This window comes from Dactylosporangium fulvum (assembly GCF_025137375.1).
Classification (GTDB): domain Bacteria; phylum Actinomycetota; class Actinomycetes; order Mycobacteriales; family Micromonosporaceae; genus Dactylosporangium; species Dactylosporangium fulvum.
In genome coordinates this window covers 10162619-10175974 of record NZ_CP073720.1, presented here as the reverse complement: position 1 = coordinate 10175974, position 13356 = coordinate 10162619, and the positions used below count along the sequence as shown (strand labels likewise).

Genomic DNA, 13356 nt, shown 5'->3' with positions numbered 1-13356 from the left:
GGGGTGACCCGCTGGCTCGACGATGACGAGCAGCGTGCCTGGCGCGCCTTCTATGCCGCCGCCACGCTGCTCATCGACCGGCTCGACCGGGAACTGCAGCATGACGCCGGCATGCCGCATGCGTATTACGAGATTCTCGTCGTGCTCTCCGAGTCGCCCGGCCGGTCGCTGCGCATGAGTGAACTGGCCGTCCTGACCCGCTCGTCCCGCAGTCGCCTCTCACACGCCGTCACGCGGCTGGAGAGCCGCGGCTGGGTCCGGCGGCGCGACTGCGACGACGACAAGCGCGGCCAGTTCGCCGACCTGACCGACGAGGGCTTCGCCGCGCTGGAGGCCGCCGCGCCCGGCCACGTCGAGACCGTCCGCACCCACCTGTTCGACCCGCTCACCCCCGAGCAGGTCGAGCAGCTCCGGGAGATCAGTCAACAGATCACCGAGACCCTCAAGCAGTGACGCCGGGCAGGGCGTGCTTGTCCAGGCTGTCGAACACCGCCCGCGGTGACGCCGCCGTGGAGACGGCCCGGACGAGCTTGCCGTCGGCCTTCACCTCGGCAGCCGCTTCCGCCGGATAGGCCGTCCGCTGCTTGTCCGCCTCCGCCGTGGCTGTCGCGGCCGAGTCCCACGAGGTGCAGACCACCACGCGGACCCCCGGCGTCGTCGAGGACCCCGACGGCGACCTTCCCGGACAGCTGCGCCACCGCGGGGTCGGCGGCCAGCGACTTGGCCCGGTCGCCGGTCAGCACGAGGCCCTGTCCTGTGCCGCGGGCCTGCGCCACCGGCGTCGCGCCCGCCGAGGCCGGCGCCACCAGCCGATCGCCCTCTGCCTTGGACCCGAGCTTCGTCAGCGACGACTTCAGCAGCGCCGAATCCTGCTGCCCGGCGACCAGGGTCAGCTGCGCCGGTGCCGGACCGACGGTGCGCCTGGTCGATGCGCACGCTGAACAGGTGCAGGCGGCGCACAGAAGAGCCGCGGCGATCACGATGGCGGGACGCATGGCGAGAGCCTAGGAGCAGCTTGTCAAGCCTTGTAAGGATCAATTTCGATCGCTACGGTGCGGCCCAGCCAAGAGACGCCCCTGTCCTGCAGGAAGGCCCGCCATGCCCTCCAAGCACGCCCTGAAACTTACGAAGCCGCTCCTCGGCGCACTGGCCGCATTGGCGCTGCTGGTCGCCGTCCCGGGCAGCAACCCCACGATGCCCGACGCCGCCACCGCGCCCAGCGGGTTCGACCAGGGCATCCCGCAGTGGGCCAACGAGCCGTCGATCGCGAGCCTGCTCGACGGCGGCAAGGCCCAGCACGCCGAGCAGTTCTACTTCGTGCTCCCGGACCGCTTCGCCAACGGCGACCCGTCCAACGACCGGGGCGGCCTGTCCGGCGACCGGCTGAGCACCGGCTACGACCCCACCGACAAGGGCTTCTACCACGGCGGTGACCTCAAGGGTGTCATCGACCGGCTCGACTACATCCAGGGCCTGGGCACCACCGCGATCTGGCTCGCGCCGCTGCTCAAGAACCGGCCGGTGCAGGGCAGCGGCAACGACATCTCGGCCGGTTACCACGGCTACTGGATCACCGACTTCACCGAGATCGACCCGCACTTCGGCACCAAGGAAGACCTCAAGCGGCTGACGCGGCTGGCGCACCAGCGCGGCATCAAGATCTACCTCGACGTCATCACGAACCACACCGCGGACGTGATCCGGTACGCGCAGAACCAGTACTCGTACCGCGACAAGACGGACTACCCGTACAAGGACGTCAACGGCAACAAGTTCGACGACCGCAACTTCGCCGACGGCACCAAGGGCTTCCCGCCCGTCGACGCGCAGTCCTTCCCGTACACCCCGGTGTTCCCCACTGAGAAGGACAAGACGGTCAAGAAGCCGGCGTGGCTCAACGACCCGACCATGTACCACAACCGCGGCGACTCGACCTTCACCGGCGAGAACAGCGAGTACGGCGACTTCTTCGGGCTCGACGACCTGTGGACCGAGCGGCCCGAGGTCGTCAAGGGCATGACGAAGATCTACGCCGACTGGGTCAAGGACACCGGCATCGACGGCTTCCGTATCGACACCGCGAAGCACGTCAACCTGCAGTTCTGGCCGCAGTTCGCGCAGGGCGTCCGGGACGCCGCGCGGCAGGCGAAGAAGCCGGACTTCTTCATGTTCGGCGAGGTGTACGACGCGAACCCCGCCTTCGACTCGCTCTACGTCCGCAAGGGACGGCTCCCGGCGACGCTGGACTTCCCGTTCCAGCAGGCCGCCGTCGACTTCGTCGCACGCGGCGGCTCCGGCCAGCAGCTCGCCGACCTCTACGCCCAGGACGACCTGTACACGTCGGCCGGCACCAGCGCGTCGACCCTGCCGACCTTCCTCGGCAACCACGACATGGGCCGCGTCGGCATGTTCGTCGCGACCGGCGGCACCGATCCGACCACGCATCTGCGCCGCGACCAGCTCGGCCACGAGCTGATGTTTCTCACGCGCGGCCAGCCGGTCGTCTACTCCGGCGACGAGCAGGGCTTCACCGGGCCCGGCGGCGACAAGGACGCCCGCCAGGACATGTTCGCGAGCCGGACCGCCGACTACCTCGACGACGACCTGCTCGGCACCGACAACACGCACGCCACCGCGAACTACGATCAGAACCACCCGATCTACCGCACCATCGCCGGCCTCGCGCGGCTGCGCGAGGACAACCCCGGCCTGCGGCAGGGCGTCCAGGTCACGCGGTATGCGAACCAGAACGTCTTCGCGTTCTCCCGGATCGACCCGGAGCAGCGCGTCGAATACGTGGTGGCGGTGAACAACGGCAACAGCACCCAGACGGTGCGCGTGCCGACGTACATGGCGAACACCACGTTCGACCGGATCTACCCGTCTCCCGGCGCCATCGCGGCGAGCGCGGGCGACCGGAGCCTCGAGATCAGCGTTCCGCCGCTGTCCAGCGTCGTGTTCAAGGCGCGCGGCAAGATCGCCAAGCCGGCGGCGAAGCCGACGATCACGCTGAAGGCCCCGGCGACCCCGGCGACGATCGCCCAGGTCACCGCCGACGTCACCGGCGACCCGATGGCGACGGTCACGTTCGCGGCGAAGGTCGGCAACGGCAAGTGGACCTTGCTGGGCACCGACCACGCCGCCCCGTATGCGGTTCACCACGACCTCGACGGCCTGCCCGCCGGCACCAAGGTCGAGTACAAGGCCGTGGTCAGGGACGGCTCAGGTCGTACCGCTGAGGCAAAAACCGAGACGAAGGTCGGAACGCCACCGAGCGCGGTGTCCCCGGACTACGCGATCGTCCACTACCAGCGGCCGGCGGGCGGTTACGACCCCTGGAGCCTGTACGCGTGGGGTGACCTCCAGGAGCCGATGACCTGGCCGAACGGCGCGCCGTTCCAGGGAGAGGACTCGTACGGGCGCTTCGCATGGGTCAAGCTGAAGCCGGGGGCCAAGAACGTCGGCTTCCTGGTGGTCGACTCGGACGGGGTGAAGGACGTCGCCGTCGACCGCTCCATCGACCCGACGAAGCAGCCGGAGATCTGGCTCAAGCAAGGAGATGCGACCATCTACACCTCCCAGGCAGCGGCCACCGGCACCGTCTCCGTCCACTATGGACGGCCGGACGGCAGCTACACGGGCTGGGGCCTGCACCTGTGGGGCGACGGCCTCGCCCCCGGGACCGGCACCGACTGGGCGAGCCCTCGGCCGCCGGACGGCACCGACGAGTTCGGCGCCTATTGGCACGTCCCGGTGAGCGACCCGGCCAAGCAGGTCAACTTCATCGTGCACAACGGCGACGTCAAGGACCCCGGACCGGACCAGTCCGTGCTCCCGAGCCGGCAGGGCGAGGCGTGGATCCGCTCCGGTGCGGGGGTCGTGCACCCGACCCGCGCCGCCGCCGAGCACACCGCCGTGCTGCACTACCGGCGCGCCGACAACGACTACACGGGCTGGGGCCTGCACGTCTGGAACGGCGCGGCCAACCCGACCGACTGGGCGAGCCCGCTGCAGCCGGCCGGCACCGACGCCTTCGGCGTGAAGTTCCGGGTGCCGCTGGCCGACAACGCGCCGCTGCTCAACTACATCATCCACAAGGGCGACACCAAGGACCTGCCCACCGACCAGACACTCGACCTTGTGACCGTGGGCCATGAGGTGTGGATGCTGTCGGGCCGGGAGAAATACCTGCTGCCGATGCCGCAGCAGGGCACGCCCGACACCGACGTGAACCTCCAGAAGGCGGTGTGGATCGACCGGAACACGGTCGCGTGGCGGGCCGGCCCGACCGACGGCCACAGCTACGAGCTGTGGTCGGCGCCGAGCGGCGGACTGTCGGTCGTCGACGGGCAGCTCGTCGGCAACGGCTCGAAGCTCGCGATGGCGGCGGTGCCGGGCGGCCTGACCGAGGCGCAGCGGGCGAAGTTCCCGCACCTCTGGGCGTACCAGAGCTTCCGGGTCGCCGGTGACCGGGCGGCGCTCGCCGCGGCCCTGCGCGGGCAGGTCGTCGCCGTCGAGCGGGACGCCGCCGGCAACGTGACCGAGGCGACCGGCGTGCAGATCGCCGGCGCGCTCGACGACCTCTACGGCGCCGCCCTGAGCGCCCGGCTCGGCCCGGCGTTCGACAACGGGCGGCCGACGGTGAGCGTGTGGGCGCCGACGGCGCAGAACGTGCAGCTGGAGCTGTACGCGGCGACCGACGGCGCGCCCCAGCTGGTGGCCATGCAGCGCGACGACCGGACCGGCGTCTGGAGCGTCACCGGCGACCGGTCGTGGAAGGGGAGGTACTACAAGTTCCGCGTCACGGCGTATCAGCCGGCGGTCAAGGGCGTCACGACGGCGTCGGTCACCGACCCGTACAGCGTCTCGCTCGCCGCCAACGGCACGCACAGCCAGCTGGCCGACCTCGCCGACCCGGCGCTGCGCCCGGACGGCTGGACCGGCCTGCGCAAGCCCTCGGTCCCGAACCGGCCGCAGATCCAGGAGCTGTCGGTCCGCGACTTCTCGATCGCCGACACCACGGTGCCGGCGGCACAGCGCGGCACGTACCTCGCCTTCACCCAGACCCGGTCGGCGGGCATGCAGCACCTGCGGCAGCTGGCCCAGGCCGGCACGTCATACGTCCACCTGTTGCCGGTCTTCGACATCTCCACGATCCCCGAGGTGCGCGCCGACCAGGCCCGGCCGCCGTGCGACCTGGCCGCACTGCCGCCGGACTCCCAGCAGCAGCAGGCGTGCATCGCCCAGATCGCCGACGCCGACGGGTACAACTGGGGCTACGACCCGTTCCACTACAACGCGCCGGAGGGCTCGTACGCGACCGACCCGCAGGGCACCCCGCGGATCGTGCAGTTCCGGCAGATGGTCGCCGGGCTCAACAACGCCGGGCTGCGCGTGGTGATGGACGTCGTCTACAACCACACGACCGCCGCGGGCACCGACAAGTACTCCGTGCTGGACCAGATCGTGCCCGGGTACTACCACCGCCTGATCGAGGACGGCACGGTCGCGAACTCCACCTGCTGCGCCAACACCGCACCGGAGAACGCGATGATGGGCAAGCTGGTCGTCGACTCGGTGGTGCTGTGGGCCAAGCAGTACAAGGTCGACGGCTTCCGGTTCGACCTGATGGGCCACCACCCGAAGGCCAACATCATGGCCGTGCGGGCGGCCCTGGACCAGCTCACGGTCGCCAAGGACGGCGTCGACGGCAAGAAGATCCTGTTGTACGGCGAGGGCTGGAACTTCGGCGAGGTCGCCGGCAACGCGCGGTTCGTCCAGGCGACCCAGGCCAACATGGCGGGCACCGGCGTCGGCACGTTCAACGACCGGCTCCGCGACGCCGTCCGCGGCGGCGGCCCGTTCGACGGTAACCCGCGCGTCCAGGGCTTCGCCAGCGGCCTCTACACCGCTCCCAACGGCGACCCGGTCAACGGCTCGACCGCCGAGCAGCGCGCCCGGCTGCTGCACTACCAGGACCTGATCCAGGTAGGGCTCACCGGCAACCTCGCCGCGTACGAGTTCGTCGACTCGACGGGCAAGCGGGTCACCGGCGCGCAGGTCGACTACAACGGCTCGCCGGCCGGCTACACCAGGGCACCCGCCGAGTCGGTGACCTATGTGGACGCACACGACAACGAGATCCTCTTCGACGTGATGGCCTACAAGCTGCCGACCGGCACGACCGCCGAACAGCGGGCCCGGCTCCAGGTGGTGGCGCTGTCGACCACGGTGCTCGGGCAGGGGACCGGGTTCGTGACCACCGGATCCGACCGGCTCCGGTCGAAGTCGCTGGACCGCAACTCGTACAACTCCGGGGACTGGTTCAACCAGATCCGGTGGGACTGTGCCGACGGCAACGGTTTCGGGGCGGGCCTTCCGCCGGCCGCCGACAACCAGGACAAGTGGTCGTACGCGCAGCCGTTGCTGGCGGATCCCGGGCTGGTGCCCGGCTGCGACGCGATCAACCTGTCGGTGGCGCGGTTCCAGGAACTGCTCAAGATCCGGGCCAGTTCGCCGGTCTTCGCGCTCGGCACGGCGGCGCAGGTGCAGCAGCGGCTGAGCTTCCCATTGTCCGGCCCGCAGGCCACGCCCGGAGTCATCACGATGGTCCTCGACGCCCGTGGACTGGACGGGCGCTGGAAGTCGGTGGTGGTCGTGTTCAACGCGGGTGCCGCGGCGACCACGCAGACCGTCGGCGCCTACCGCGGGGCGAGGGTCACCCTGCACCCCGTCCAGGTGGCCTCCGCCGATCCGGTGGCGCGACAGTCCACCTTCGACAGTGCTCACGGTTCGTTCAGTGTTCCGGCACGCACCGTGGCGATCTTTGTGGAGGCGGCTTGACACGCTTCATTTCGGCGAGTCTGGGTATCCAGCGGAGCACGGAGGTGAACCCACATGACTCGATACCGCAACCGCGCCCTGAAGGCGACCGCCGCACTCTGGCTGCTCGTGCTGCTGGCGGACGCGGCCTGGGTGGCGACGTCGGGCGCCGCCGCGGTGGCCGCGACGGTGCTGGCGCTGTGTGTGGTCGTCTCGGCCGTGCTGCTGGGCCGGTTCGTGCTTAACCTGCGCGAACAGGAGCCGGCGCCGGTCCGCGTGCGGACCGGGCAGCGCCGCCGGTAGCTCCCTGACGTTTCCGCCGGTGGTTGGTTGCGCCGAAAGGCTCAACCGACCGCCGGCGGTGCCGTTGGGTCGGATGTGAAGCCGCTGCTGTTGCTGTCGTTGGTGCTGGTGCCTGGGCCGACGCCGCCGCCGGGTGTTCCCCTGCCCGGCCCGCCACCACTCATCGAGCCCGATGGTCGTCAGCCATCACGCTATGAGCCGTCCTCCATTCCGCCGCTAGCTTCATTGCCCTCCCTCCCGGAGCCCTCGGGGCGCCCGATCGCGTCCGCTTCGGCGTCGCCGTCCGCATCGACAACCCCTCTGACCAGCCATGCAGCCTCACCCGCCGGCGCGCCGCCGCCGGAGCGGGCGAGCCGCCGATCGATGCCCTGGGCCGGCGTCGGCGTCGTGATCGTGATCGTCGGTGCGGCCGCCTGGTTCGTACTGCGACGGCGCCATGACGCATAGTCATCGATTGTTCCGCCGTTTGGCTCCTGCGCGCCGCCGATGAGCGCAACGACTCTCGTCGTGAGCGCCGCTTTCCAGTAGCGTGCCTGATCGTGATCCGTAGTGGCCCAGCCTCTGCCGCTGCGCTGGTGGAGCGCTCTCTTCGACACGCTCCGCAACCGTCGGTTCAACAGGTAGTCAACACCTATATTGACTGACGCGATTGTCGTGAGGAGGCCCCGGATTGGCAGGCAGTGGCTCGCCCAGTGTTCCGGTCCCGCGCGGTGGCGGCAGCGGTCAGGCGCGCCGCCCGGGCGGCACTGACACGTCCGTCGCTGGGCACCGGCGCGGCGGCGGCCTCCGTCCCAGCCGGCTGCGCTCGGTTCGCACCCAGCTGCTCGCGCCGATCATCGTGGCCATGGTCGGCCTCGCCGTCCTGAGCACCGCACAGGCCGCCACCGCCACCGGCGCCGCCAGGGACGCGGGCCGTGCCCGTACCGTCGCGCTCACGGCCACCAGTGCGGTGGTCTTCGTCCACGAGCTCGAGCGCGAGGTCTCCGAGACGACGGCGTTGCGCCAGCGCGGTGGCAAGTCCGGCTCCGCGCTCATGGTGGCTCAGCGGGAGCGCACTGATGCGGCCGCCCGCCGGTACCTCGCCGACAGTCGCAAGGCGGTCGGGGCCGTGCCGGCACTGGGACCCGCTATCCGCACCGCCAACGAGCTCTACGGCCGGCTCGGCAGCACCCGCGAGGCGGCCGAGAACGGCGCCCCGGTCTCGCTGGTGAGCGACCCGGTGTACCGCGGGCTGGCGGAGGCGCTGCTGGCCATCGCCGACGCCGTGCCCGCGCAGATCGAGGACATCGAGCTCGCCAACGCCGCCCGCGCGGTCGCCGCGATCGCCGCCGTCGAGCACTACGCGGCCCTGGAGCGCGATCTCCTGCGCACCGTCTTCAGCCGAGGCAGCCTCGAGCCGGGGGAGCTCGGCACCCTGTCCGAGATCCGCGGCGCGCGTGAGCAGCGGCAGGCCGAGTTCCGGCGCGCGGCGACGGCCGCGGAGGCCCGCGCCTTCGACAACGAGATGCGCGGCAGCGACGTCGACAACGCCGGCAAGATGAGCGCCGCCGCCCGCGACGCGGAGCGGAATCCCGGCGGCCTCAAGGTCGACGCCGACGCGTGGTTCGTGGCGCAGAGCGGCGTCATCCGCCGCCTCAACCTGGTCGGCTTCGACCTCTCCGACCGTCTCGACCTGCACGCCGAAGAGATCGCGATCAACGCCTCCCGCCGCGCCTGGGCGACCGGGATCGGCACCGCGGTCCTCGGTCTCGCCGCGCTCGCCATCGCCATCGCGCTCGCGGTACGGACCGCGCGGCGGCTGCGCCGGCTGCGGGGCGCGGCCCTGCAGGTCGCCCGGCGCGACCTGCCCGACGCGATCAACTCCGTGATCACCGGCTCGGCAGCGCCGTCGACGACCGAGTCCGGCCAGAGCGCGGCGGCCGTCACCCGCGGCATCGCCGCGACGAACGACGAGATCGGCCAGGTCGCCGACGCGTTCGCCACCGTGCACCGCACGGCCCTGCGCCTCGCGGGCGAGCAGGCCGAGCTGCGGGTCGACGTGACACGCATGGCCGAGGTCCTGGCCCGGCGCATCCGGACGCTCATCACCCGCCAGCTGCGGCTCCTCGACGAGTTCGAGCGCGACGAGACCGACCCCGACGTGCTGGCCCGTCTGTTCGCCCTCGACCACCTCGCCGCGCGTCTGCGCCGCAACGGGGAAAACCTGCTGGTCCTCGCCGGCGGCGAGCCCGGCCGCCCGGCCACCCAGGCGGTGCAGATCGGCGCCGTCGTCGCGGCCGCCGCGTCCGAGATCGAGGATTTCCACCGGGTCGAGGTGCAGCCCGCCGAACTGGCGATCACCGGCCCCGTCGTCGGTGACCTCGTGCACCTGCTCGCCGAGCTGCTGGAGAACGCCACGACGTTTTCCCCGCCGACCCAGCCGGTGCGTGTCGATGCCCGCGCGACGGTCGACGGCGCCATGATCCGTGTCCACGACAGCGGCATCGGCATCATGCCGGCCCGACTCGCCGAGATCAACTCCCGGTTGTCCGTGCCCAGCACGCTGAGCAGCGCCGCCGCCGGCACGATGGGCCTGCACGTGGTCTCCCACCTCGCCGCGCGGCACGGGATCCGCGTCCAGTTGCACGCCACGGGCAGCGGCACGGTCGCCTACGTGACCCTGCCGCACCGCATCCTGGAGCTGATGAGCGCGCTGCCCGCCGCCCGCCCCGCCGCCAGGCAGGAGCCGGAGCGGCAGGAGCCGGTCCACGTGCCGTCGACCGTCGGTGCCCCGCTCGGACGACCCCGTTCCGCACCCCAGCCGCAGCCGGTCACCATCCCGGCGGCGGCAGCAGCAGCGAGCCGACCGGCCGCGCCGTGGTTCCGTCCGTACCTCAGCAGCGGCACCACCCCGACGCCGCCGCCAGCTCAGCCGACCTGGGGCCCTCCTGGCGAGTGGCCGCCACGCCCGGGAAACCCATCCAGCGCCGGAGGTGGCCCGATGACCGAAGAGAACCTTCCTCGCCGCCGGCCCGGTGCGCAGCTTGCGCCCGGCACCACCGAACAGCCGCCGCCGACGTCTCGTGGCGGCGCGGTCGACCCGGAGCTCATCCGCTCCCGGCTGACCGCGTTCGCCGAGGGCGTCTCGGCCGCCGCACGTCGCACCAACAGCGCAGCCCCAGGACAGAAGGATCAGTAGATGGCCATGCCACAGCAACCCTCCGGTGCCGGACAACTCGACTGGCTCATGACCAGCTTCGCGCGGCAGGTGCCGGACGTCGCGCACGTGATCACCGTTTCCGGCGACGGGCTGCGGCTCGCCAGCTCGGCCGACCTGCCGGTGGACCAGGCGGACCACCTCTCCGCGGTCATCAGTGGCCTCGCCAGCCTGGTCTTCGGTGCGGCCCGGCTCATGCAGGCGGGAAACGTGCGGCAGACGATCGTCGACATGGACGGCGGCGTCATGATCGTCATGGCGGTCGGCGACCGCGCCCTTCTCGGTGTCCTCGCGGCCCCCGGCTGTGATCTCGGCCAGGTCGGCTACGAGACCGCGATGCTGGTCCACCGGGTGGCCGACGCCCTGGATCCGCTGCCGCGCGACGCGATGTCCAGGTGATGCGTTTGAGGAGCAAAACCTTCGCAGCGGTACTGGCGGGAGCGTTGCTTCTCGCCGGCTGCGTGAGCGTGCCACAGCGCCCGGGCGCGGGCCTGTGGCACGGCGGGCGGATCTACATCGCCACCGGCAACACCACCGGCGTCTTCTACACGCTCGGCGGCGGCTACGCCGATCTCATCACCAAGCACGTCCCGGGCTACGAGGCGCGGGCCGAGCCGACCGGCGCCTCCGGCGAGAACCTGCAGCGCGTCGCCACCGGTGACATGGACGTCGCGCTGACGCTGGCGGACACCGCCGCCGACGCGTATGCCGGCAAGGGGTCGTTCGAGGGCCGGCCGCAGAAGGTCGTGGCGCTCGCCCGGATCTACAAGAGCTACATCCACCTCGTGGTCCGCAACACGTCGAAGATCACGAAGTTCACCGACCTGCGGGGCAAGCGGGTCTCCACCGGCTCCGCCGGCTCGGGTATCGACATCGCCGCAGGCCGGCTGCTCTTCGCCGGCGGGATCAACCCGGACACCGAGATCGTCCGGCAGCGGCTCTCGCTGCCGGAGACCACCAAGGGCATGCTGGCCGGCACCACCGACGCGATGTTCTTCGCCGGTGGCCTGCCCACGCCCGGCATCACCGACCTGCTGGCCAACGCCCCCGGCCAGTTCTCGATCCTGCCGCTCGGCGAACTGCAACAGCCGCTGACGTACCGTTACGGCGCCGTCTACGGAGTGGCAAAACTGCCGAAGTCGGCCTACAACACGCCCACCGACGTCGACACGATCGTCGTCGGCAACCTCATCGTGGTCTCGCCCGACATACCTGAGCAGCTCGCATACGACCTGACCAAGGTTTTGTTCGAGCACCAGCTGGAGCTGTCCCGCGTTCACCCGGAGGGTAACAACTACGACAAGGCGACAGCCCCCGACACCGATCCGGTCCCCCTCCATCCGGGGGCCGCAAGGTACTACAGCAGCGGATAGTCCAGCGTTATGGATCTCTCATTGGCCGTTGTCGGGGAGGGCGATCACCAGCGGGTGATGTCAGGATGGGCGGCGTGACCGCCCTCCAGCAAGACCTCGTTCGCCTGGACGACATCCGCGACGCAGCCGCGCGGATCTCCGGCCTCGTGGTGCGCACCCCGTTGCTGCCCTGCCCCTGGGCCGACGAACTGTGGCTCAAGCCGGAAAGCCTGCAGCCCATCGGCGCGTTCAAGCTCCGCGGCGCGACCAACGCCCTGCACCGGCTCGACCTGGAGCGCCGCCACGCCGGCGTGGTGACCCACTCGTCCGGCAACCACGGACAGGCCCTCGCCTACGCGGGCCGCGCGCTCGGCATCCCGGTCACGGTGGTCATGCCCGACGTGTCGACGCCGCTGAAGATCGAGGCCACCCGGGGCTACGGCGCAGAGGTCATCCTGGTGCCGCAGTCCCAGCGCGAGATCGTTGCGCAGCAGCTCGTCGCCGAGCGCGGCCTGACGCTCATCCCGCCCTACGACCACCCGGACATCATCGCCGGCCAGGGCACCGTGGGCCTGGAGATCTTCGAGGACCTGTCCAGCGTCGACGTGGTGGTCGTCCCGGTCGGCGGCGGCGGCCTGTCCTCCGGCGTCGCGACCGCCGTGAAGGCCCTGGCCCCGCACGTCGCCGTGATCGGCGTCGAGCCCGCGGTGGCAGCCGACGCCGCCGAGAGCCTGGCCGCCGGCATGGTCCGCATCTGGCCCGAGGCGAGGATGCTGAGCACGGTGGCCGACGGCCTGCGGACCCCGCTGTCAGAGCTGACGCTGGCCCACCTCAGCGCATACTTGGACGCGATCATCACGGTGAGCGAGGACGAGATCCTGGAGACGGTCCGGACCCTGGCCGGCAAGGCCCGCCTGATCGCCGAGCCGAGCGGCGCCGTGACCACGGCAGCGGTGCTCCACCACCGCGACGAACTTCCCGCCGGCCGCACAGTGGCAGTGGTGAGCGGCGGCAACCTGGACCCGGCACTGGCCTCCCGCCTGTTCGCATAGGCGGCCCGCCCCCGGCTCCGTCCTCGTGCCGACTCGTTCTCACGGCGGGCTGATGGGCCGTGCTTCCTCTCGGATCTCCAGGCTCTCTCTGCGGGCCGCCCGGGCGCCGGCCTCCACAGGCCGGAAGCCGGGGTTATCCACAGCCTGTGGGTAATGCCTGTGGGCAGCGCCACCGTAACCTGACTACGGATTGACCATCTTCAGTGGCCGATGGCCATCGGCCTGGTGATACGCAGATGAACCCCAGGCGTACTCCGCGTGTTTGTCCACAGCCCCATCCGCACTCATCCACAGGCTGCCGGCAGGTTATCCACAGCTGGGGACAGTGTCTTGTGGATGACGCAAAAATCTCCTCGTTTCGCCACGTAGGGCCTGTGGATCAGTTATGGGCAACTCCTTGCGGACCACTCACGACGCCGGTGGAGCGCACCATCGCCCGCCCACCCATGATCATGGGAAACATCCGGTCGCCCCGACGACCCGATCTTTCCCCTGATCATGGGTGTGGCCGGGTTTCTGGCGGCGCAGACCCCGGATCGGCGCGGCCTCGGAGCCCGCAACCGTCGGCGCCCGCGAACGGCCGGTGCCGGTCCAGCGGGAGAACTCGCCGGACCGGCACCTCGGGAACTGG

9 protein-coding genes are annotated in these 13356 nt (G+C 70.8%); 7 read left to right on the top strand and 2 right to left on the bottom strand.

From position 1 onward, the window contains the following. The first annotated feature begins 3 nt into the window (after positions 1-3). Positions 4-453, top strand: coding sequence for a MarR family winged helix-turn-helix transcriptional regulator (locus Dfulv_RS46895; protein ID WP_259860263.1), 450 nt, complete (start codon positions 4-6; stop codon positions 451-453). Here Dfulv_RS46895 and Dfulv_RS46890 read toward each other — a convergent pair. Then, entirely contained in the window at positions 443-640 is a 198-nt protein-coding gene (locus tag Dfulv_RS46890) for a hypothetical protein (protein WP_259860262.1), read from the bottom strand. The two genes, Dfulv_RS46895 and Dfulv_RS46890, sit on opposite strands and share 11 nt — an antisense overlap. 458 nt (positions 641-1098) lie before the next feature. Between Dfulv_RS46890 and pulA the strand changes: the two genes are divergently transcribed. Together pulA and Dfulv_RS46880 are read left to right on the top strand one after the other, a co-directional pair. Beyond that, positions 1099-6843, top strand: coding sequence for a pullulanase-type alpha-1,6-glucosidase (gene pulA / locus Dfulv_RS46885; RefSeq protein WP_259860261.1), 5745 nt, complete (start codon positions 1099-1101; stop codon positions 6841-6843). Positions 6844-6897: 54 nt separating this feature from the next. Then, the gene (locus Dfulv_RS46880) at positions 6898-7125 is read left to right on the top strand and encodes a hypothetical protein (RefSeq protein WP_259860260.1); all 228 of its coding nucleotides are present in this window, start codon (positions 6898-6900) and stop codon (positions 7123-7125) included. Positions 7126-7316: 191 nt separating this feature from the next. Here Dfulv_RS46880 and Dfulv_RS46875 read toward each other — a convergent pair whose 3' ends face one another. Next, positions 7317-7721, bottom strand: a complete 405-nt coding sequence (locus tag Dfulv_RS46875) for a hypothetical protein (RefSeq protein WP_259860259.1) — start codon at positions 7719-7721, stop codon at positions 7317-7319. 248 nt (positions 7722-7969) lie between these two features. Here Dfulv_RS46875 and Dfulv_RS46870 point away from each other — a divergent pair, with 248 nt between their 5' ends. The 4 genes from Dfulv_RS46870 to Dfulv_RS46855 all read left to right on the top strand — a co-directional run bounded on the left by Dfulv_RS46870 (position 7970) and on the right by Dfulv_RS46855 (position 12725). Beyond that, positions 7970-10303 (top strand): sensor histidine kinase, encoded by a 2334-nt coding sequence (locus Dfulv_RS46870; RefSeq protein WP_259860258.1) that lies wholly within the window; start codon positions 7970-7972, stop codon positions 10301-10303. Further along, complete coding sequence (locus Dfulv_RS46865) at positions 10304-10720, top strand: roadblock/LC7 domain-containing protein (RefSeq protein WP_259860257.1); 417 nt, start codon at positions 10304-10306, stop codon at positions 10718-10720. Continuing rightward, complete coding sequence (locus Dfulv_RS46860; RefSeq protein WP_406568062.1) at positions 10720-11694, top strand: TAXI family TRAP transporter solute-binding subunit; 975 nt, start codon at positions 10720-10722, stop codon at positions 11692-11694. The genes Dfulv_RS46865 and Dfulv_RS46860 overlap by 1 nt, the downstream gene beginning before the upstream one ends. 74 nt (positions 11695-11768) lie before the next feature. Continuing rightward, the gene (locus Dfulv_RS46855; protein ID WP_259860255.1) at positions 11769-12725 is read left to right on the top strand and encodes a threonine ammonia-lyase; all 957 of its coding nucleotides are present in this window, start codon (positions 11769-11771) and stop codon (positions 12723-12725) included. Positions 12726-13356 lie beyond the last annotated feature (631 nt).

Excerpts from the sequence above, each read along its gene's own strand:
- pulA (WP_259860261.1), top strand. The coding sequence starts at position 1,099 with ATGCCCTCCAAGCACGCCCTGAAACTTACGAAGCCGCTCCTCGGCGCA.
- Dfulv_RS46880 (WP_259860260.1), top strand. The coding sequence starts at position 6,898 with ATGACTCGATACCGCAACCGCGCCCTGAAGGCGACCGCCGCACTCTGG.
- Dfulv_RS46870 (WP_259860258.1), top strand. The coding sequence starts at position 7,970 with ATGGTCGGCCTCGCCGTCCTGAGCACCGCACAGGCCGCCACCGCCACC.
- Dfulv_RS46865 (WP_259860257.1), top strand. The coding sequence starts at position 10,304 with ATGGCCATGCCACAGCAACCCTCCGGTGCCGGACAACTCGACTGGCTC.
- Dfulv_RS46860 (WP_406568062.1), top strand. The coding sequence starts at position 10,720 with ATGCGTTTGAGGAGCAAAACCTTCGCAGCGGTACTGGCGGGAGCGTTG.